This window comes from Micromonospora sp. CNZ309 (genome assembly GCF_002846525.1).
Genome location: NZ_PJNG01000001.1, coordinates 5,941,788 through 5,962,648 on the forward strand (window position 1 = coordinate 5,941,788; position 20,861 = coordinate 5,962,648).

Here is a 20,861-nt window from a genome sequence, read left to right on the forward strand (position 1 = left end):
TCCGACCCGGACGGGTGCTTCCGTTCCGCGTACCGGTTCAGGCGGCGCGGCGGTCGGAGACGCGCGCGGAGCCGGGATGCGGCGACGGGAGCAGCCGCAGCCCCGGCGACTCCGTGAGCTCGTCGGCGGGCAGGCTCCAGCGGGGTTCGTCCGGACGGCCGCGCCGGACCGGGCCGTCGGGGCGCAGCCCCGGGCGGGACAGGGCCACGACGATGAGGTAGCCCGCGAGCAGGAAGCCGTGGCTGACCAGCCGGGTGGTCTCCACCCACCCGGCCAGCAGGTCGTTGACAGACAGCAACGCCAGTACGCCGACGAAGGCGCTCAGCATCGGCACCAGCCCCGTCGGCGGGGTGCGCCGGGCCGCGACGAACAGGAAGCCGGCGCCCACGGCGACGTTCCACGCCGCCGACTCGTGCCACAGGTGCCCCGACATCAACCCACCCGCCGTCGCGTGCGCGTGCGCGCCCGCCGTGCCGCGCCCGATCTGCGCCAGGCCCAGCACGAGTTGCAGCGCCCCGACCAGGCCCAGGACCGCCCGCAGCGTGAGCACGAACCGCACCCGCCGCCGGCGCGGGGGCGGCGTGGGCAGCGCGGCGAGGATGGCGTCGGTGAGGTCGTCACCGGCGACGGCGACCGAGAGCCGCGCCCGGCGGCTCACCGCCGTGGCCTGGTCGTACCACCGTCGGCAACCGTCGCAGCCAACCAGGTGGTCCGCCACCGCCGTCCGCTCGGCGGCGGTCTCCTCCCCGTCCAACTGCGCCGACAGCACCTCACGCCACTGCTCACACCCCATGTACCGGTAGTCGGCCCGCGGGCGCGGTTGGTTCCCGCGCAGTTTTGTGGACCATGCTCTTCCCGCAGGTCAGCGCGGGGGAACGCGGCTCAGCCGGTGGCATCGCCGCCACGGCGAGCGTCCGGCTCGGACCAGCTGCGCACGGCGGCGACCAGATCCTCGCGGGCCCGGGCCACCCGGGAGCGGATGGTGCCGACCGGGCAGCCGCACACCTCCGCCGCCTCGGCGTACGACAGGCCGAGCACCTGGGTCGCGACGAACGCCTCCCGCCGGTCCCTGGGCAGCGCCGCGACGAGGCGTTCGAGCACGACCTGCCGGTCGAAGCCGCTGTGCGCCGGGTCGGGGGCGTCGTAGCCGTCCGGCATCGGCACCGTGCGCGGCCGGGAGGTCAGGGTGCGGACGTGGTCCGCCGCGACCCGGCGGGCGATGGCGAGCAGCCAGGTCCGCGTCGAGGAGCGTCCGGCGTACGACGGCAACGACCGCACCGCCCGCAGGAAGGTCTCCTGGGTCAGGTCGTCGGCCTCGCGGGGCGAGACCAGCGCGGCGAGGAAGCGCCGGACCTGCTGCTGCGTCGCCCGGACGAGGCAGGCGGCGGCGCTGCGGTCACCCCGGCCGGCGGCCAGCGCCCACGCGGTCAGCTCCGCGTCGTCAGCCATCCGGCACCTCCGTGTCGGGCCGCCGGAGGGGGTGCCCGACGACAACCACGACAGGTCGTAGTAGTGACTGTCCGGTAGCGTACCGCAGGCGGTCCCGGGCGGGCCCCTTCCGGCCACCGCGCGTCCCGGGTGCCCCTGGGGCCGGGGCCGGGAGCTGTCTAGCATGGACGGCCCCGCCCGACCGTCGAAGCAGGCAGCCCATGACCGGTACGGTTTTCGAGAACGCCCGGATCCACACGCTCGACCCCGCCCGCCCGCACGCCGAGGCGATGCTGGTACGCGGTGAGCGCATCGTCGCCGTCGGGGACCTCGACGAGTGCCGCGACCGCGCCGGCGCCGGCGCGCGCCGGGTCGACCTCGCCGGCATGACCGTGCTGCCCGGGCTGATCGACAGCCACCTGCACTCGGCGCTCTACGTGCGCGGCCTGGAGCAGGTCGACCTGCGCGGCACCACCAGCCTCGACAAGGCGCTCACGCGGATCGCCCGGCACGCCGCCACCCTGCCGCCCGACGCCTGGCTCTTCGGCGGGCGCTGGGACAGCCACAAGTGGGACCGGCCGGTGCAGCCCACCCGGGCCGACCTCGACCGCGTCTGCCCGGACCGGCCCGCCGTGCTGCCCACCATCGACGGGCACACCACCTGGGTCAACACCGCCGCCCTCCGGCGGCTCGGCATCGACGCCGACACCCCCGATCCGATCGGCGGGCAGATCGTCCGCGACGAACGCGGCGAGCCGACCGGCATCCTGCGGGAGGCGGCCGGGGACGCGGCGTACGACGTCATGCGCACCTCGCTCGCCGGCGACCTGGTGGCGCAGCTGCGTACCCACCTGCCCCGGCTGCTCGCCGCCGGCCTCACCAGCATCCACGACCTCGACGGGCAGGACTGCCGGGCCGCCTACGAGACCCTGTACGCCCGGGGCGAGCTGCCGCTTCGGGTGCACAAGTCGATCCCGTCGACCGCGTTGGACGAGGTCATCGACCGGGGCTGGGCGACCGGCGACGGGGACCGCTGGCTGAGCACCGGACCGGTCAAGATCTTCACGGACGGGGCGCTCGGCTCGCACACCTGCCTGATGACCGAGCCGTACGACGGTGAGCCGCACAACCACGGCATCGCGGTCACCCCGGCCGATGAGTTCGAGCGGCTGGTGGCGAAGGCGGCCGGCGCCGGCATCGCGGTCGCGGCGCACGCCATCGGCGACGCGGCGAACGAGATGGTGCTGCGCGCGTACGCCCGCTGGCAGGAGTCGGCGGGCGCCAACCCGGGCGTCACCGGGGCGGTACGGCGGCTGCGGCACCGGATCGAGCACACCCAGCACCTGCGCCCGGCGGACGTGCCGCTGCTCGCCCGGCTGGGCGTGATCGCCTCGATGCAGCCCACCCACTGCACCAGCGACATCCCCCTGACCACCCGGATGCTCGCCGGCCGGGACCTCGCCTCGTACGCCTGGCGGAGCCTGCTGGACGCCGGCGCGACGGTGGCGTTCGGCTCGGACGCCCCGGTGGAGGACCCGGACCCGTTCTTCGGCATCCACGCCGCGGTGACCCGGCAGCAGCCCGACGGCACCCCGCCCGGCGGCGTGGACCCGCACGAGCGGGTGGATCTCGACACGGCGCTGCGCTGCTTCACCGAGGCGGGCGCGTACGCCTCCTACGAGGAGCACCTGAAGGGGCGGCTCACCCCGGGGATGCTCGCGGACTTCATCGCGCTGCCCACCGACCCGTACCAGGTCGAGCCGGCGGAGCTGCGCGACCTGACGGTGGCGCTCACCGTGGTCGGCGGCGTGGTGCGCTGGCAGCGCTGACCGGCGGGCAGGTCGGGGGCCCTGCTCAGCGGTCAGCGGTCAGGCGGGCCGCTCGGGCGGCAGGTCGAGCACCAGCGCCGGGCCGGTGCGGCGACCGCCGCCGGGGCGGCCGGCGGCGTTGCCCGTCGCCCCGGCGATGGCCGTCCGGGTCGACACCAGCGACTGACTCCGCATCGCCCACATCCATCCGTCGTCTTCGATCGACCGCGCCGGACGGTGTGCCGTCCGCCCTGCTCGCCAGGCCGCCAAGGGTGTCCGCAGGGTGGGTGATCGCCTCCCGATCATGATGGGCGGGAGGTGCGCGGGCGACAGGGGGCGCGGCTATGCGGTCCGCGCGGGCCGTGGCCACGGCCCGGGACCGCCACGACCTCTTCACCGGGCGTCGGCGACCCGCGTCGTGCCCTCCGCGCGGCGCCCCAGGTGGCCGGGCCGGTATCGGCAGTGGGCAGTAACGCCCCTTACCGGTTAGGGTTGGCTAACCGGTTGTCAAGTCCTGGGAGGATATGTGCTGGTTCTGGTGGCGGTCCACGCACTCGCAGCCGTGATCGCCCCGGGACTGATACGTATCTGGGGGCGACGAGCCCTCTACCTGGTGGCCCTGGCCCCCGCAGCGACCCTGGTCTGGGCGCTCACCCATACCGCGACGGTCCGCTCCGGCACCCCGGTCGTCGAGACGGTCACCTGGGTTCCCCAGCTCGGCCTGGAGGTCGCCCTGCGGATGGGCACCCTGGCGTGGCTGATGGTGGTGCTCGTCGGCGGCGTCGGGGCGCTGGTGCTCGCCTACAGCGCCCGTTACTTCCGCTCCGACGACCCCGGCCTGGGCCGCTTCGCGGCGGTCTTCGTCGCGTTCGCCGGCGCGATGCTCGGCCTGGTGGTCTCCGACGACCTGCTGCTGCTGTACGTGTTCTGGGAACTGACGACCGTCCTGTCCTACCTGCTGATCGGCAGCGACCCGACCAAGCGGGCCAGCCGGCGCGCCGCCATGCAGGCGCTGCTGGTGACCACCCTGGGCGGCCTGGCGATGCTCGCCGGGTTCGTCATGCTCGGCCAGCACGCCGGCACGTACCGCTGGTCCGAGATCGCCACCGACCTGCCCGACGGCGGCTACCTGGCCGTGGCCCTGGTGCTGATCCTGCTCGGCGCGCTGAGCAAGTCGGCGATCTTCCCCTTCAGCTTCTGGCTGCCCGGCGCGATGGCCGCACCCACCCCGGTCAGCGCGTACCTGCACGCGGCGGCGATGGTCAAGGCCGGCGTGTTCCTCGTCGCGCTGATGGGGCCGGCCGTGGCGGGGGTCTCGCCCTGGCGGCCGGTGCTGCTCGCCGGCGGCCTGATCACCATGTTCCTCGGCGGCTGGGCGGCCCTGCGGCAGGCCGACCTCAAGCTGCTGCTGGCCTACGGCACGGTCAGCCAGCTCGGCCTGCTGATGGTGATCCTCGGCGCGGGTACCCGCGACACCGCGCTGGCCAGCGTGGCGATGGTGCTGGCCCACGCGCTGTTCAAGTCCACCCTGTTCCTCGTCGTGGGGATCGTCGATTACGTCGCCGGCACCCGCGACCTGCACGAACTCAGCGGCCTGGGGCGGCGGGCGCCGGCGCTCGCGGCGGTCGCCGGCCTCGCGGCGGCCTCCATGGCCGGCCTCCCGCCGCTGGCCGGGTTCGTCGCGAAGGAGGCGGCAGTCGAGGCGTTCCTGCACGGCGGCACCGCCGACCTGGTGGTGCTCGCCGGCGTGGTGCTCGGCTCGGCGCTGACCGTGGCGTACACCCTGCGCTTCGTGTGGGGCGCGTTCGCCACCAAAGGCGACGTGCCCGTCACCCGGGCGCGGCCCGTCCGGTGGCCCTTCCTCGCGCCCGCCGTCGTGCTCGCCGCCGCCGGCCTGGCGGTGGGGCTCCTCGCGCCCGCCGTCGACAAGGTCCTCGCCCCGTACGCGGACCAGTACCCGAGCGCCGAGCCCGGCTACCACCTCGCGCTGTGGCACGGACCGACCCTGGCGCTGGGCCTGTCGGCGCTGGCGGTCGCCGGCGGCGTGGGGCTGTTCGCCCTGCGGCACCGGGGGCGGCTGGGTGCGGCGGTCCAGCTGCCCTTCGACGGGGCGGCGGTCTACCACCGGCTCATCGGCGGCGTGGACCGGCTGGCGGTGGAGCTGACCGGCGCCACCCAGCGCGGCTCCCTGCCGTTCTACCTCGGCGTCATCCTGCTGGTGATGATCACCTTGCCGGGTGGGGCGCTGCTGGCCGGGATGCCCTGGCCGCAGCGGTTCGAGCTGTGGGACACCCCGTTGCAGGCCGTCGCCGCCGCGGTGGTGATCGTGGCCGCCGTGGCCGCCGCCCGCGCCCGGCGCCGACTGACCGCGATGATCCTCGTCGGCGTCGCCGGCTACGGCACCGCGCTGATGTTCATCCTGCACGGCGCCCCGGACCTGGCCCTGACCCAGTTCCTGGTGGAGACCGTCACGATCGTCATGTTCGTGCTGGTCCTGCGCCACCTCCCCGCCAAGTTCTCCGAGCGGCCCATCCGGTCCAGCCGGCGCGGTCGCATCGCGCTCGGCGTCGCCGTGGGCGTGGTCACCGCCGGCATGGCGTACGTGGCGGCGGGAGCGCGGATCGCCACCCCGATCTCCGTCGACTTCCCCGACGAGGCGGTCTCCTACGGTGGCGGCAAGAACATCGTCAACGTGACCCTGGTGGACATCCGGGCGTGGGACACCATGGGCGAGATCGCCGTGCTCGTGGTGGCCGCCACCGGCGTGGCCAGCCTCATCTTCCGCCACTCCCGCGACCTCGACCTGCGCAGGGGCATCCCCGGCGTCGGCCGCACCGAGTCGTCGCGGCCCCGCTGGCTGACCACCGGCGCCACCACCCGTCAGCAGTCGGTCATCCTCCAGGTCGTCACCCGGCTGCTGTTCCACGCCATCGTGCTCTTCTCGATATACCTGCTCTTCTCCGGGCACAACGCCCCCGGCGGCGGCTTCGCCGCCGGACTGGTCGCCGGGCTCGCGCTGGCCGTGCGCTACCTGGCGGGCGGGCGTACGGAACTCAACGGGGCCGCCCCGGTGGACGCCGGCGCGGTGCTCGGCGCCGGGCTGTTCGTCGCGGTCGGCACGGGCGTCGCCGCGATGCTGCTGGGCGGGGAGTTCCTCCAGAGCGCCCTGCTGGACCTGCACGTGCCGGTCCTCGGCCACGTCCACTTCGTCACGTCGGTCTTCTTCGACGTCGGCGTCTACCTCATCGTGGTCGGCCTGGTCCTGGACATCCTGCGCAGCCTGGGCGCGGAGATGGACCGCCAGCAGGAGACCGACCAACGCGAGACCGAACAGACCGACGACCGGGCGAAGGAGCTGGTGTGAGTCCGAACCTGACCTACGTCCTCGTGGTCGGCGTCCTCTTCGCCGCCGGGGTGACGCTGCTGCTGGAACGCAGCCTCACCCGGGTGCTGATGGGCGTCATCCTGCTCGGCAACGGCGCCAACCTCCTGCTGCTCACCGGCGGCAAGGCCGGCGGGCCGCCGATCGTCGGCACCACAGCCGAGGAGGACATGAGCGACCCGCTGCCGCAGGCCATGGTGCTGACCGCGATCGTCATCACCCTCGGCATGACCGCGTTCCTGCTCGCCCTCGCGTACCGGAGCTGGCACCTCAACGGGCACGACGAGGTGCAGGACGACGTCGAGGACCGCCGCATCATGGAGCTGGCCGACCGGGACGAGGGGCCGGGCACCGCCGACACCGACGGCGCGGACGGCGACACCGACGGCGACCCGGCCCTGGCCGCCGTGCCCGCCGACGACGCCACGGTCAGCCCCGCCGGGGACGCGGGGAGGGGCCGATGACCTGGCTCGTACCCCTGCCGGTGGTGATGCCGCTGCTCGGCGCGGCCCTGACGCTGCTGCTCGTCGGCCGGCCCCGCGCCCAGCGCTGGGTCAGCCTCACCGTGCTCACCGCCACCGTCGCCGTGGCGGCGACGCTGCTGGTCCGTTCCTCCGTCGACGGGCCGCTGGTCGTCGAGGTCGGCGGCTGGGTCGCGCCGCTGGGCATCGTCCTGGTCGCCGACCAGCTCGCCGCGCTGATGCTCGTCGTCTCCGCCGCCGTCACCCTCTGCGTGCTGGTCTACTCGATCGGGCAGGGCACGGCCGACGGCAACGAGGAGACCCCCCTGTCGGTCTACCACCCGACCTACCTCGTGCTGACCGCCGGCGTGTGCAACGCGTTCCTCTCCGGCGACCTGTTCAACCTCTACGTCGGCTTCGAGATCCTGCTGGTGGCCAGCTACGTGCTGCTGACCCTGGGCAGCACGGAGACCCGGATCCGGGCCGGCACCACGTACGTCGTGGTCAGCCTGCTGTCGTCGCTGATCTTCCTGGTCGCGATCGGCCTGGTCTACGCCGCGACCGGCACGCTCAACCTGGCCCAGCTCGTCGACCGGCTGGACGCGCTGCCGGACGACCTGCGGCTGGTGTTGCAGGGGATGCTGCTGCTCGCCTTCGGCATCAAGGCGGCCGTGTTCCCGCTGTCGGCCTGGTTGCCGGACAGCTACCCGACCGCCCCGGCCCCGGTCACGGCGGTCTTCGCCGGCCTGCTCACCAAGGTCGGCGTGTACGCGATCATCCGCACCGAGACGCTGCTGTTCCCCGGCGGCCGCACCGCCGACCTGCTGCTGGTGGTGGCGGCGCTGACGATGGTGGTGGGCATCCTCGGCGCGGTCGCCCAGTCCGACGTCAAACGGCTGCTGTCGTTCACCCTCATCAGCCACATCGGCTACATGCTCTTCGGCGTCGGCCTGAGCACCTCCCTCGGGCTGTCCGCGGCGATCTTCTACGTGGTGCACCACATCACCATCCAGACCACGCTGTTCCTCGCCGCCGGCCTCGTCGAACGGCGGGGCGGGAGCACCGCCCTGGACCGGCTCGGCGGGTTGGCCCGGCTGTCACCGCTGCTGGCCGTGCTGTTCTTCGTACCCGCGCTCAACCTCGCCGGCATCCCACCGTTCTCCGGCTTCCTGGGCAAACTCGGCCTCGTCCAGGCCGGCGTGGACGACGGCGGCGCGCTGGCGTGGACGCTCGTCGCCGGCGGGCTGCTCACCAGTCTGCTGACCCTCTACGCCATCGCCCGCGTGTGGAACCTCGCCTTCTGGCGGGCCCCGCACCCGGACATGCCGGACGCCGGCGACGCCGTCCGGGCCGCCCGTACCGATGGCGCCGAGCAGCCGCGCCGGGCACCCGGGCCCGAGGCGTCGGGCGTCGTGCTGCCCCGGCTGATGATCGGGTCGACCGCCGCCCTGGTGGTGCTGGGCCTGGCGCTGACCGCCGTGGCCGGGCCGCTGTTCGACATCAGCACCGACGCCGCCGACGACCTGCTGCGCAGGACCCCGTACGTCGAGGCCGTGTTCCCGGACGGTGCCCCGTGACCAGTGACCGGACGACTCCGACCACCCTCACCCCACCGGCGAACCCGCCGCTGACCCGCAAGGCCCGCCGACGCAACCGGATCGTCGCCGTGACGGGGCTGACCAGCGTCTGGGTGCTGCTGTGGGGGACCCTCTCCTGGGCCAACCTGATCAGCGGGCTGGTGCTCTCCGCCGTGCTGCTGGCGGTGTTCCCGCTGCCGCCGGTGACCTTCGCCGGGCGGATCCGCCCCATCCCGCTCGCGCGGTTCTGGGTGCGTTTCCTGCGGGACCTCGTGGTCGCCTCCGCCCAGATCGCCTGGCTGGCGTTGTCCGGCAAACCCCCGCTCAGCGCGATCATCGCCGTGCCGCTGCGGGTCAACACCGACCTCAACCTCACGCTGACCGCCGAGGCGCTGTCGCTGGTGCCCGGCAGCCTCATCATCGAGGCCGACCGGGCGACCGGCACCCTCTACGTGCACGTCATCGGCGTACGCAGCCGCGAGGAGGTGGAGCGGTTCCGGCAGGGCGTACTGGACCTCGAAGGACGGATCGTCGCCGCCATCGGCTCGCCCGAGGAGCTCAGCCGCGTCACGCAACCCCACCCCGCCGGCCCGCCGGAGCCGGCCCACCTGGAAGGGGCACCCAGATGACCGTCGTCGCCGTGACCGTTGCCGCGCTGCTCGCCGTGGCCGTCGGCCTGACCCTCGTCCGCATCATCCGTGGACCATCCATCCTCGACCGTGCCGTCGCCACCGACGTCCTGCTCGCCGTCGTGGTCGCCGCCATCGCCACCGAGGCCGCCTACAGCCGCGACGCCACCGCGCTGCCCGTACTGGTCGTGCTCGCCATCCTCGGGTTCGTCGGCTCGGTCAGCGTCGCCCGCTTCGCCGCCCGGAGGAACGACAAGTGACGCTCGACGCCGTCCTCGACGTCACCGCCGCGGTGTGCCTGATCGCCGGCGCGCTGCTCTGCGTCGCCGCGGGGGCGGCGCTACTGCGCTTCCCCGACCTGCTGGCCCGGATGCACGCGGCGGCCAAGCCCCAGGTGCTCGGCCTGCTGCTCGTCCTGCTCGGCTGCGCGCTGCGGCTGCGTACCGGCGTGGACATCACCACCCTCGTCCTCGTCGGCGCCTTCCAGCTCGCCACCGCGCCCGTCGCGGCGCACATGGTGGGCCGGGCCGGCTACCCGCACGGCGAGATCCGGCGCGACCTGCTGATCACCGACGAGCTCGCGCCCCACCTCGACCGGATCAGCTCCGGCCGGTCCTGACCGGCGGCGGCGTTCCTCCGCCGGGTCCCGCCCGTCGCGGGCGTAGGCGTCGTCACGCCGCGTCCAGCATCGTGGGAAGCCATCGACATATTTACATGTCTGCTCCTCCTCGTGTATGAAGACGGGAAGCACGTCCAGTGCTGGTCTCTCGGAGGGAGCGACGATGAAACTTGCCCTACGCCGCCTGCGCACGGCGGCGGTCGCACTCGGCGCCTGCACGCTCGGGCTGAGCGTCATGTCGGTACCCGCCGCGGAGGCGTACGCGGTCCAGCCCGTCGCGCCGCAGTCCCAGCGGGCGCCCGAGTCGGAGCAGTTCCAGGCGGAGGGCGTCACCACGGTCGGTGAACTCCGTACCGTCGACGGCGCGCTCTCCTCCGCCAGCGACGGCCGCACGCAGGTCATCCGGCACCCCGGCGCGTCGTACGTGAAGGTGCACTTCAGCGCACTGCGGCTCGCCCACGGCGACTACGTCACGGTGTCCAGCCCCGACGGCCGCGAGAGCTACCGGTACGACCGCTACCTGAACCGGGCGACCGGCTCGGACTACACGACGGACGGTCAGCCGGGCTTCTGGGCGATGTCGGTCGACGGCGACACGGCGGTGGTGACGCTGCACAGCAGCCGCGCCTCCCGCGGCAACGTCGCGACCATCGACCGGTTCTGGCGCGGCTACGACCGCACCGAGATCGCGCAGCACAACTTCTCCACGCAGTCGGTGTGCAGCACCGACGCCCGCCGCGACGTGGTCTGCTACCAGAACAGCCACCCCACGGAGTACGCCCGCGGCAGGGCCGTGGCGCGGCTGCTGATCAGCGGCGGCGGCATGTGCACCACCTGGCGGATCGGCAACACCAACCGCATGCTGACCAACAAGCACTGCTTCTCCACGCAGTCCGCCGTCAGCGGCAGCGAGATGCAGTTCAACTACCAGTGCGCCACCTGCGGCGGCAACAACCCCGGCGCCGGCACCAAGGTGAGCGGGGCGACGCTCTACAAGGTGAGCAGCGGCGGGTCCGGTGAGCTGGACTACACCCTGTACTCGGTGAACAACTTCACCAGCATCCAGAGCTTCGGCACGCTGTACCTGGCGACGACCGCCACCACCACCGGCACCCGGATGTACATCCCGGGCCACGGCGATGGCCGCCCCAAGCGTCTCTCGATCTTCGAGGACACCCAGAACGGCGCGGTGTGCACCGTCAAGAACGCGAACTACAACAGCTGGAACATCAGCTACAGCTGCGACACCTCCGGCGGCAACTCGGGCTCGCCCGTGCTGAACTCCAGCCACCGGGTCATCGCCCTGCACCACCTCGGCGGCTGCCCGTCGAACCAGGGCGCGAAGGCCCACCTGATCTACAACCAGATCGCCAGCCTCATCGACAACAACGGCTGACGATCCGCTGACGAAGACGGGCCGCCGGGGCGCGACGAGCGCCCCGGCGGCCCGCCGGCGTCCCGCGCCGCTGTGCCGACCGGTCGTACCGCACGGCGGCTGGGCCACCTTGCCCGTATCCTTGCGGCCTCACCGTTGGGCGAACCACCACTCGGTCGACGTGACGCACGGGTGAGGGGGAGGCACACATGACGGCGGCACCACGGCACGAGGCCATCGCTGCGGATCCGGCGGTTGCCGGGCAAGCGGCCCAGGAGGACGTGCGTGCCCTGTTCGGGCAGTCCATCGCCGTCTTCGCGGCGCTGGCCGGGCCGGCGCACCTGGTGGAGACGGCGAACCCGGCGTTCTTCGCCGCGATCGGTCAGGAACGGGCGCGTACCGGGGTCGCGATCGCCGAGCTGATGCCCGAACTCGCCGGTCAGGGGTTCATCGCTCTCCTGGACGAGGTCTATCGCACGGGCGAGCCCTACACCGGCCGGGACGCCCGCGTCGTGCTGGGCGTCGGTCCGCACGCGCGGGAGGCGTTCTTCGACTTCACGTACGAGCCGCGCCGGGACGCCGACGGCACCGTGACCGGGATACGCGTGATCGGCGTGGAGACCACGCAGGTCAAGCACGCCCAGCGGCTGATGGCCGAACACCGTGCCCTGCTGGAGCAGATCGCCCGCCAGGCTCCCCTGACCGAGGTGCTCGACGGGATGGCCCGCTGCATCGAGAACCTCGCGCCCCGGGAGGTACTCGTCTCCGTCCTGCTCGCCGATCCTGACGGCCGGCACCTACGCCACGGCGCCGCGCCCAGCCTGCCCGACTTCTACAACCAGGCCATCGACGGGATCGCCACCGGCGAAGGCGTCGGGTCCTGCGGCACGGCCGCCCACCGGCGGGAACCGGTCATCGTCACCGACATCGCCACCGACCCGTTCTGGGTCGAGTTCCGCGGCCTGGCCGAGCGGGCGGGGCTGGCTGCCTGCTGGTCCACGCCGATCCTGGCCCGCGACGGCAGCCTGCTGGGCACCTTCGCCATGTACCACCGCACCCCGCGCGTCCCGCAGGACACCGACCTCGCCCTCACCCGGGTCTTCGCCGGCACCGCCGCCCTGGCCATCGAACGCCACCACATCGAAGAGGCGAAGACGGCCGCCGAGGCGCGCGCCAAGGCCGCCCATGACGAGCTGACCAAAGCGGTACGCGCGGAGCGGGAACTTCGCGCCGAGGCCGAGCAGCGCGCCGCCGCTGCCGCGGAACTCGCCGCGCGGATGCGTGCCGCCGCTGCCGCGCAGGTCACCACGCCGCACCCCGAACGCTGCCAGCTCGGCGGCGCCCAGGGGTGCGCGGAGGCGGCCGAGATCAAGATTGCTGATTCGTGGGGCGACTCGGCGTGGGGCTGCCCCGCCCACGTCGAGGAGGCGGTCCTCAACGTGCGGTCGGTGTTCATCGCCAGCGAGGAGCTTGGCGGCCTGGCCGCCTACGTCAACCGCTAGGCAGCGCCCCGAGGTGCGGGTGACTGCTCGTCGGTGGCGGTGCCTCCGCGCGCCGACAACTGGTCCCGCAGCCATACCGACCGTCACCGGAGGGCCGCCGCCGTGAACGATGTGATCCCGATCGGAAGTCCCGACACGATTCTGATCTGCATCCGGGGAAACTCCGGGGCGGGCAAGAGCAGCATCGCGCGACAGTTGCGGCTGCGGCACGGCCGCGGCTGCGCCCTCGTCGAGCAGGACTACCTACGCCGTGTCCTGCTGCGGGAACGGGACAAGCCCGGCGGGCTCGCGCCCGCCCTCATCGAACAGACGGTCCGCATTGCCCTCGACCACGGCTACCACGTGATTCTCGAAGGAATCATGTACGCCCCCCGGTACCGGCGGATGCTCACGGCACTGCGCGACGCCCACCGCGGGCGGACGCTGTTCGTCTATCTCGACGTGTCCCTGCCCGAAACCCTGCGCCGGCACGAGATGCGTCCGCAGGCCACGGAGTTCACGGCGGACAACATGCGCGACTGGTACGCCCCGCATGACGTCCTCGGCCACGACGACGAAGTCGTCCTGCCCGAGACCACCTCGATGGAGGAGGCCATCCTCCGCATCGCCACCACCGCCGCGCTGCCCCTGACCGGCCGCGATTGACGGCCCCCTCCCTGCCACGTCCTGACCTCGCCGCACCCTCGCCGCCACCTCTGGAGCGCGCGCCGAGCGCGTGCTGCGGGTCGACTGCGATACCGCGCCGGCGGGCTTCGTCGACGACATCTCGGCGCCTCTGGCCCCTACGGTCTGTCTCGTAGACCGTGACTGGCTGCGCCGGGCCTCGACGGCCGGCGGTGTATTCCTCTCGTCCCTCGATACCCCACAGGTATTCTTATGCCCCGCAGGTATCAGCGTTCCGGCGACAGTGGCTCATCGGCTCCACGCGCCCTCCGCCGCCACCGCCCCACCGGACGCTGGCCCGGCGTCCGCGCCGTGAACCAGGTCGGCGCTCCCGACTTCGAATGCCGCCGTGAGTGCGACCTCCGCCTTCTGCCGCAGATGAGGATGTCGTCCGGACCGCGTACTGCTGCCCTCTGCTCCGTGTATGCCGGCCGACGCGAAGCGGCTGATAATTGTCCGGTCGTGGCTGCGGATCAAGGACGGGGCAGGAAATGGACCAGGGCACCCGCGACGAGCTGCTCGGCCGCCTGGCTGAGGCAGTCGGGTCCGTCTCAGTCACACACCCGAGTCGGGACCGAGTCACCCTTCCTCGTCGTCGAGCAGTTCGCGGCGCCACTCCGCGAATCCGCTTCGGAGATCGTCAAGCGCTGGGCCGGTGACGCCGTACTGGGCGAAGTCGTCGGGATCGAGCTGGGTGGCTTGTCCGAGGGCGTCGGCGAAGATGCGCGGGTCGAAGCCATGGTCGGCGCGCTGCGCGAGAGCGAGAAGGGCGTCGCGGGTGTAGCGGCCAGATCGGAGGGTGGCGTCGATGTCGATGAAGTCCCGGGCGAACGCTCGCCCGTAGAGGGCGCTCATCTTGTTCGCGACCGCGTCGTCAGGGTGGAGGACCGGTCCGATCGCCATGAGGATTGGTTCGTTGGCGCGCCAGTCCACGCCGAGTTCGACCTTGGAAACCCGCACGCCGTCGGTGACGTCCAGCCGGGCGAAGGTGTCGTACTGCCGTTCGGTCTCGACGGTCAGGCCGTCGTCTCGGTAGGCGTGGACGACGGCGGTGACTGCGGCGGTGAACTCGTCGCGACGGTCCCAGGCGGTGAACAGGTCGATGTCCTCGCTGGGCCGCTCGACGAGCCCGGCGGCCTGGACCGCGTAGCCGCCGGCCAGCGCGAAGCCGTATCGATCGGCGGCACGGAGCCCGGTACGGGCGAGGCGTTCGTGGAAGGGGTCCACCGCTACGCCGCCTCGCTACGGGCCGCGGCGAGTTCGGGGAAGGCTTCCTCCCAGCGCTGGCGGAGCTGGGGTGGCAGCCAGAGGGTGGGCCAGAGTCGCCGGAGGAGATCGGCGTCGAGCCAGGTGTGCAGATCCTCGACGGTACTGGCTTCGGTGAGCACCACCTTGTACATGCTGGCCAGGCGCGCGGGCCGGTTCAGGTCGTACTCGGCGCGCCCGGACCAGTCGAGGTGACGCGGAAGCGTCACCGTCCCTTCGGTGGGACCGTGCAGTGCGGCGAGGGTTTCGGCCACGACGTAGGGCTTCCGGTCGCCGTAGGGCTGGTAGTCCGCTGGCGGCTGGGGTGATGTCCTGCGCCGGTTGATGTTGGTCGCCCGCCGGACTTCCGGTCGGAGTGCCTGACGGATCGTTTCCCGGCTGTATCCGGTGACCCGCTGCAGGTCCACCGGCCGCCATCCGGCCGCGTGGAACGCCTGTAGCTGCTCGTCCCGCTCGGTCAACGCGGCGGCCCGCGTCGCCTCGTACCGGGAGACGACCGCCTGCAGCTCATCCTCGGAGAACCGGCCCATGACCGCTAGCCTACCAGGCTAGGCCCAGCGCGCTTGGCTTACGTCTTATCTCTGTAGCCGGCGGACCAGTCATGATGATCGCGAGGGGATGCACTCATGTCCTGGTGAAGCCGAGGGCCCGGTATCCGGGCATGCGGCGTGGAAGTGAGGCGGCGAGGATGGGTGCGGCCGGGTCGTGGTAGTCGTGGACCTCGGCGAGGTCCTTGCCGGGCGCGACGCGGATGACTCGGCCGGCGCATTGGACGAATAGGCCGTCGTAGGAGATCGGGCCGGCGAGGAAGAGGGTGTCGAGGGCGGGCGCGTCGAAGCCTTCACCGATGAAGGGTGTGGTGCCGAGACGAGCAGGCCGTCGCCGGCCTTCGCGCCCTCGAGCCGGTCAACGATGCTCCGCCGTTCGCGGGTGCTCATCGCGCCCTGGAGCACGAGCGCCTGGTGTCCGCGTGCAGCGAGCAGAGCGGTGAGCGCTTCGACCTGGGCGACCCGTCGGGTCAGGACGAGACAGTTGCGACCCCGTGTGAGGGCTGCGGCGACATCGTCGGCGATCTGCGTGTTGCGGGGCTCGTCGAGGGCCAGCCTTCGGTGCACCTCGGCGAGCGCGCCGGGGCGTCAAGGTCGACGTCGCCGGGCTGGAATGTGCCTGCTCGAACGCCTCAACCTCGCAGGCCTCGACACCTGACCGCACGGTTCGCCGCCCGATATCAGCCGCCGTATATCACCGCCAAGCAGTACCCGGATCAGGGGTTGAGGTCGGCCCACTGCGCCTGCGTCAGCAGGCCCTCATGCTCCAGCCGGTGGGCGATCTTGGTCTTCGTGGCCGCATCCAGCGTTTCGGGTAGATCCTCGAACGAGGCGGGCAGGACATCCAGCAGGGAAAAGATCTGCTGGCCGTCTCGCACCGTCAAAAGCAGCATGCACCGCCAGTGCGGCGAAGACTCAGGCCGGTGCCCCAACCGGTGCACCAGTACAGGCCACAGATAGTGCACCGCTGCTGGATCGGCGAACTCCGCCAACCACCCTGCCCCGTGATTGCGGTTCAGTCCGCAATGAATCGTCGGCGACCGGCCGCAGCCGTCGCCGCCGGACCCCGAGGACGAGCCCACCCTGGCCGACGAGATCGGCGCGGCGCCAGCCCTCGCCGGCGAGGAACGCGTCGGCGAGGGCGGTGGCCAGGGCCTGGATGGTGTTCACGGGCAGGCCGGTAGGGGTGGCAGCGTGTCCCGACGATGCCCGGGCGTACGGGTGCACAGGCTCGCGGAGCGTGCCGACGCGCCTGTGGTGTGGTGCCGAGGTGAGTGTCGCGTCCCAGGGGCTACCCCGGAGGGGCCATGGCCGGACCCCGCGTGGGGGAGCGGCCTGGTCAGCTCGGGACACGCTGCCATGGGTGCAGCGTAGAGAACGGAGACCGTCATCGGTGTCCGCGATGCTCGTGGCGCCGTGGAGAGAACCGTGCAGGGCTGGGTCTCGCTGTCGTGGGACAACGGGTGTGCCGGCCGGAGTGCGTCGCGACGTACGGCGCTGTTGATCGGTCGGTAGGCGGTACCGGTGTCGGGTCGATGTCGGCGCGGACCTCGCCGCGCCGGCCGGGGCACGCCGGTGACCCTGACGACGGCGGACCAGAGAATCTAGGCTGGAGCGACTAGACATTTTCGGCGGCGTGGAATACTCTTTTGCGAGTCGAGAGAGAAGATCCGTCAAGACGCAGACGGGGCCGCCCGGCCGTGAGGTCACGACGGACGGCAAGAAGCGGGATTCGTTCCGCCAGAACGGCAGTAGGAGCACGTCCGCCCCAACGTGTGATGCGCGATGGGGCACGCAGGTGGGGCCGAGGCTTGCTCAGGGCTCCAGCTGATGTCGCCGCGCGTGTCGGGGCCATGAAGTCGCGTGGGCTCCGGCGCCGGCGGACCGCAAGGTAAGAAGACGCAGAGGAAAGGGAGGGCCGTACACCGTTGGATCGCCCGCCAGTAGCCGTCATTCCAGGCTCGGCGGACACCGCAGTTTCCATCGAACGAGAGGTGGTCTCCGGTCACGCATACGCGATCCTCGCACCCGAAGCCTTCAGCGGCTGGTGCGGATACGACAAGCCGACGTTCCTGTCGGTAGATGGTGTTCTGACCCGTAACCCTGGGCCCCGGCGCGTGAGCGCCGGGGCCCTCGACGTGGAGGTGACATGGGGCGAAACCCCGATGACATGTTCGGCGACGAGAACACTCCGGCCTACACCATCGGTCAGGCCGCGGAGATGCTCGGCACCACGCAGGACTTCCTGCGCCGCCTGGACGAGGCGAAACTGATCAACCCGCACCGCTCTGCCGGCGGGCACCGCCGCTACTCCCGCTACCAGTTGCGTCTGGCCGCCCGGGCCCGCGAGATGGTGGATCAGGGCACCGCCCTGGAAGCCTCCTGCCGGATCATCATCTTGGAAGACCAGCTCGAGGAAGCCCTGCGGCAGAACGAGAAGCAGTAGCGTGGGCCGCGGCGGCAGACTGGCCGGGCCCGCTCTCGGCTGAGGTCGTCGGGCGATGATCCGGCCGCCCGTCAGAGCGAGAGTCCTGCGTCCCCGGCTCGGTCCTGGTAGCCCCGTACTCCTACTCGTCGCACCTCTTCGCATCCCGGGCCATCGGCCGGGATTGTTGCTGTTCGTGACCGGCGGTCCGAGGCGGCCGTCGGCCGCCGGTGGTCGGGGTGCGGCGGGTCGGCGGCGTGTAGCGTCCAACCAGGGGCAGCGGCGGGACGGACGACGTGGGTGCCAATGGCGCACCGCTCGTGGCGCCGACGAAGCGGCGTTGTTGTCGGAAGAGATTACTGCTGCGCAGGTGACCGCGCTGCGACACGCGGTCGCCGCGGCAGCCCGTTCGGCGGGTCTGGTGGGCCACGGGCTGGAGGACTTCGGGTTGGCGGTGCACGAGTTGGCCACCAACGTGGTGCGCCATGGCGGGGTAGCGGCGAGGTGCGTCTGTGGCAGCACTCTGACCTGCTGACCTGCCAGGTCAGCGACGACGGGCCTGGGTTGGGTGAGGTAGACGTCGCCCCTGCCGTCGCCGGGGGAGGTCGGCCACCGGGGGACTGTGGCTGGCGCAGCAGCTTACCGAAGGACTGACGGTCGATAGGGCAGTGGCGCGGGCTGTGGCGGCGGGTGTGGAACGTGGCAAGCCTGTCGAGCAGGTTGGCGCGGTCGGTGCCGGTTGCGGTGTTGAGGACGGTGAGGAGGTCGCGCATCTCGTCGAGGGGAGCGGCGTCACCCAAGGCGAGCGCGTCCACGATCACCAGGCGCGCCGGGTTCGCCGAGCGCGGTGTGGATCCGGGCGCGCCTCCGCAGGGAAGCAAGCTCAGTGGCCAGGTCCACTTCCCGCCATGGGATCGACGACGGATCATGTGCTACGGTAGCCGAGTTGCAGTTTTGATTTCCGTAGACGTTTTCCGGCGCCTGATGGGGCATCTGAAACCCATCCAGGCGCTTTTCGTTTTTCGTGTCGTTTCGACGCGGGTGATCAACGCGGCGGCGTAAGGGTCCGCACAGTGCGGTCTCTAACAGCCTGCGAAGGAGCAGACATGACTACAGGTACCGTGAAGTGGTTCAACGCCGACAAGGGCTTCGGCTTCATCAGCCCGGACGACGGCGGCGCCGACGTCTTCGCCCACTTCTCCGCGATCTCGGCGAGCGGCTTCCGCAGCCTCGACGAGAATCAGAAGGTGGAGTTCGACATCACCCAGGGCCAGAAGGGTCCGCAGGCGGAGAACATCCGCCCGCTTTGATCCACATTCTGTGAGCGGCGGCCCGACTGGTTCAGCGGGCCGCCGTTCGGCGTTTCATGCGCTCACCACGGCATCGTGAAAATCGTTGATCGGCAGAAGGCCGGTCATCTCGGTGTGGAACCAGCTCAGCATTGCCCCGTGTTCTCCTACTGGATCGATCCGGACCTCGGGCGCCGGTCTGTAAAGCATCGACCCTTATCTCTAGCGAGCCGAATTTTGCATCGCCCCCTCTGACGGTCGAGGCACGTACGTTCGCGGCCAGGTGGAACACACCATGGTCGGACTCGACGCCCTTCCTCCTGATGACTGTCAGACAACCGGGACCCGGGGTGCACGGCGCTACATCCTGAGGCGCTGATGACTATGACGACGACCTACTCCGGTGCTGCGAGGCTGATCCTGGTCGACGGCGCCTGCATCTGCGGCATGGCCCTCTCAGCACCAAGCAGCGCGGAGGACTCAACGGCTGGGGCGGCACGTTCCGTCCGGACGAGATCACGACAGTCCTTCGCAACGCAGTCCAGGGGCTGCAATCGGAGCTGCCCTACGATCGGGTGGGGACAGTCGCCGTCACCGGCATACGCAAGCTACTCGCCACGCAGGTATTGATGTCGTTGGCAGGCTGCGGACGCACCTTTCTGATCGTACGCCGCTACATCGCCGCCGCGACGGGGTCAATCTGCTCTGACGCAGCGACGTGGGCAGGGCCGTGTTGATCGGTAGACTCTGCCAGGAACCGTCAACTCTCCAGCCGCTGACCGAGCGTCCCGGGTGCGTTACGAGAATGCGTGCAACGAACAGTCGTTCCTTTCCAGGAGAGTGCGCGCACCTGGCTCTGTCGGCCCCGCCTGAAAATGACCCCGTGGTTCCGGCTGACTCGACCGTCGCCAGCCTTCGGGGTGTCACTCGCGGGTCAGGCCCGGTGGCAGCGCGTCTTCGTCGGGTCGAACCCGGTGGGCGTTGGCCAGGGGATCTCGTTGGAGGGTGTTGATCAGCGGTTCCGGGCCGCCGACGCAGGTCCAGGTGTCGTCCCAGAGTGCGGAGACCAGCCATGATCGGTCTGCGGGAAACAACAGGTCGGGTAGCGATCCGCGGGGGTGGCGCATGTGACCACCGGTCCGCCAGGTGAGTGCCTGCTCGGGGCCGGCCTCGACCAGCACGTACGGCCAGTTCCAGTAGAGCGACACCCTGGGGGCGTGGGGGAAGACGACGTCGTGGGCGCCGGTGTCGAGGTAGGCCAGCCACCACGGCTGGTTGGGGGTGTGCGTGATGAGGTCTTCCACCAGAGTGTGCTCGTAGGCGGCGGCGGTGACGTCGTCGGCCTGGTACGTGGTGGCGTAGGCGTCGAAGACCGGGGGGATGGCGGTGGTGATCGAGACGCCGGCAGTGGTGTGACCAGCGATCCATTCCACGTCGGCGGCGGCGCCGATGCGCCAACTCCGCCCGTCCTTGCTGACCTGCACACCGCCATTCAAGCTGCTGCAGCGACGGTTGGCGTGGGAATCAGGCCAGTCAAGGAACGGCGCCCCCGCGCCCCCGTTATGCGCAGTCACGCCGTACGCCTTCCCCCGCGCTCGATCGATCCCCGGCTCTCGCACATCGTGTCCGGGGCGCCGGCTGGCGACGGCGGGAAGCCGGGGCCGCCGTGCCCGCGGGCCGGGAGTGGGATGGCTGTGTGGTTCCGCCGTGATCGTGGCTGAGCTTCGAGGTGCCACCCGCTCCCGCCTCGCTGACGCGTTGGTTGAACGGGCACGGCCCTCCTGGCCGTAGACCCCGATGCCCGGGAGCGGTGGGTATGGCTGCGTGTGTTTCGCCGAGATCGCTTGGCTGACGGTAGGAGATGCCACCCGCCGCTTGATCGTCTGCGA

General features: G+C 71.4%; 20 protein-coding genes and 1 pseudogene. 14 read left to right on the top strand and 7 right to left on the bottom strand.

Annotated elements, in window-relative coordinates; genetic code table 11:
* Nucleotides 1-37 precede the first annotated feature (37 nt).
* Both CLT72_RS25515 and CLT72_RS25520 read right to left on the bottom strand, forming a co-directional pair.
* On the bottom strand, nt 38-793 hold the full coding sequence (locus CLT72_RS25515; RefSeq protein WP_101413932.1) for a zf-HC2 domain-containing protein: 756 nt from the start codon (nt 791-793) through the stop codon (nt 38-40).
* Between the two features lie 89 nt (nt 794-882).
* Complete coding sequence (locus CLT72_RS25520) at nt 883-1,449, bottom strand: sigma-70 family RNA polymerase sigma factor (protein WP_101413933.1); 567 nt, start codon at nt 1,447-1,449, stop codon at nt 883-885.
* Between the two features lie 200 nt (nt 1,450-1,649).
* On the opposite strand from CLT72_RS25520, the gene CLT72_RS25525 reads away from it, so the two are divergent.
* Entirely contained in the window at nt 1,650-3,257 is a 1,608-nt protein-coding gene (locus tag CLT72_RS25525) for an amidohydrolase (protein WP_101413934.1), read from the top strand.
* Between the two features lie 39 nt (nt 3,258-3,296).
* On the opposite strand, the gene CLT72_RS33065 is transcribed toward CLT72_RS25525, so the two are convergent.
* Nucleotides 3,297-3,431, bottom strand: coding sequence for a hypothetical protein (locus CLT72_RS33065; RefSeq protein ID WP_350823153.1), 135 nt, complete (start codon nt 3,429-3,431; stop codon nt 3,297-3,299).
* A gap of 331 nt (nt 3,432-3,762) precedes the next feature.
* Between CLT72_RS33065 and CLT72_RS25530 the strand changes: the two genes are divergently transcribed.
* The 10 genes and pseudogenes from CLT72_RS25530 to CLT72_RS33070 all read left to right on the top strand — a co-directional run.
* Nucleotides 3,763-6,600: a Na+/H+ antiporter subunit A gene (locus CLT72_RS25530; RefSeq protein ID WP_101413935.1), complete on the top strand. Its 2,838-nt coding sequence runs from the start codon at nt 3,763-3,765 to the stop codon at nt 6,598-6,600.
* On the top strand, nt 6,597-7,082 hold the full coding sequence (locus CLT72_RS25535) for a Na(+)/H(+) antiporter subunit C (RefSeq protein ID WP_101413936.1): 486 nt from the start codon (nt 6,597-6,599) through the stop codon (nt 7,080-7,082). The genes CLT72_RS25530 and CLT72_RS25535 overlap by 4 nt, the downstream gene beginning before the upstream one ends.
* Nucleotides 7,079-8,656 (top strand): Na+/H+ antiporter subunit D, encoded by a 1,578-nt coding sequence (locus tag CLT72_RS25540; RefSeq protein ID WP_101413937.1) that lies wholly within the window; start codon nt 7,079-7,081, stop codon nt 8,654-8,656. The genes CLT72_RS25535 and CLT72_RS25540 overlap by 4 nt, the downstream gene beginning before the upstream one ends.
* Nucleotides 8,653-9,285, top strand: coding sequence for a Na+/H+ antiporter subunit E (locus CLT72_RS25545; protein ID WP_101413938.1), 633 nt, complete (start codon nt 8,653-8,655; stop codon nt 9,283-9,285). The genes CLT72_RS25540 and CLT72_RS25545 overlap by 4 nt, the downstream gene beginning before the upstream one ends.
* Complete coding sequence (locus tag CLT72_RS25550) at nt 9,282-9,545, top strand: monovalent cation/H+ antiporter complex subunit F (RefSeq protein ID WP_089002241.1); 264 nt, start codon at nt 9,282-9,284, stop codon at nt 9,543-9,545. Before CLT72_RS25545 ends, CLT72_RS25550 begins: the two co-directional genes overlap by 4 nt.
* Nucleotides 9,542-9,904 (top strand): monovalent cation/H(+) antiporter subunit G, encoded by a 363-nt coding sequence (mnhG, locus tag CLT72_RS25555; protein WP_101413939.1) that lies wholly within the window; start codon nt 9,542-9,544, stop codon nt 9,902-9,904. Before CLT72_RS25550 ends, mnhG begins: the two co-directional genes overlap by 4 nt.
* Nucleotides 9,905-10,067: 163 nt before the next feature.
* Nucleotides 10,068-11,300, top strand: coding sequence for a trypsin-like serine peptidase (locus CLT72_RS25560; protein WP_101413940.1), 1,233 nt, complete (start codon nt 10,068-10,070; stop codon nt 11,298-11,300).
* 188 nt (nt 11,301-11,488) lie between these two features.
* Nucleotides 11,489-12,781 carry a GAF domain-containing protein gene (locus CLT72_RS25565; RefSeq protein WP_101413941.1) on the top strand — a complete coding sequence of 431 codons (1,293 nt, stop codon included), beginning with the start codon at nt 11,489-11,491 and terminating at the stop codon, nt 12,779-12,781.
* A 111-nt stretch (nt 12,782-12,892) separates the two neighbouring features.
* Nucleotides 12,893-13,426, top strand: coding sequence for a kinase (locus CLT72_RS25570; RefSeq protein WP_101413942.1), 534 nt, complete (start codon nt 12,893-12,895; stop codon nt 13,424-13,426).
* A gap of 509 nt (nt 13,427-13,935) precedes the next feature.
* Nucleotides 13,936-14,034: pseudogene (locus tag CLT72_RS33070) on the top strand (uridylate kinase); the annotation flags it as partial.
* Here CLT72_RS33070 and CLT72_RS25580 read toward each other — a convergent pair.
* From CLT72_RS25580 to CLT72_RS25595, 3 genes are all read right to left on the bottom strand, one after another.
* Entirely contained in the window at nt 14,024-14,671 is a 648-nt protein-coding gene (locus CLT72_RS25580; RefSeq protein WP_101413943.1) for a nucleotidyl transferase AbiEii/AbiGii toxin family protein, read from the bottom strand. The pseudogene CLT72_RS33070 and the gene CLT72_RS25580 overlap by 11 nt on opposite strands.
* Before the next feature lie 2 nt (nt 14,672-14,673).
* Nucleotides 14,674-15,240 (bottom strand): hypothetical protein, encoded by a 567-nt coding sequence (locus tag CLT72_RS25585; RefSeq protein WP_101413944.1) that lies wholly within the window; start codon nt 15,238-15,240, stop codon nt 14,674-14,676.
* Nucleotides 15,241-15,974: 734 nt separating this feature from the next.
* Nucleotides 15,975-16,250 (bottom strand): hypothetical protein, encoded by a 276-nt coding sequence (locus tag CLT72_RS25595; protein ID WP_199184828.1) that lies wholly within the window; start codon nt 16,248-16,250, stop codon nt 15,975-15,977.
* 1,157 nt (nt 16,251-17,407) lie between these two features.
* Between CLT72_RS25595 and CLT72_RS25600 the strand changes: the two genes are divergently transcribed.
* From CLT72_RS25600 to cspE, 3 genes are all read left to right on the top strand, one after another.
* Nucleotides 17,408-17,704, top strand: a complete 297-nt coding sequence (locus CLT72_RS25600; protein ID WP_101413945.1) for a helix-turn-helix domain-containing protein — start codon at nt 17,408-17,410, stop codon at nt 17,702-17,704.
* A 349-nt stretch (nt 17,705-18,053) separates the two neighbouring features.
* Nucleotides 18,054-18,218: a hypothetical protein gene (locus tag CLT72_RS33075; protein WP_486484329.1), complete on the top strand. Its 165-nt coding sequence runs from the start codon at nt 18,054-18,056 to the stop codon at nt 18,216-18,218.
* A 571-nt stretch (nt 18,219-18,789) separates the two neighbouring features.
* Nucleotides 18,790-18,993, top strand: coding sequence for a transcription antiterminator/RNA stability regulator CspE (gene cspE, locus CLT72_RS25615; protein WP_013283833.1), 204 nt, complete (start codon nt 18,790-18,792; stop codon nt 18,991-18,993).
* A gap of 902 nt (nt 18,994-19,895) precedes the next feature.
* Here the strand turns inward: cspE and CLT72_RS32410 are convergent.
* On the bottom strand, nt 19,896-20,456 hold the full coding sequence (locus CLT72_RS32410; protein WP_199184642.1) for a hypothetical protein: 561 nt from the start codon (nt 20,454-20,456) through the stop codon (nt 19,896-19,898).
* Nucleotides 20,457-20,861 lie beyond the last annotated feature (405 nt).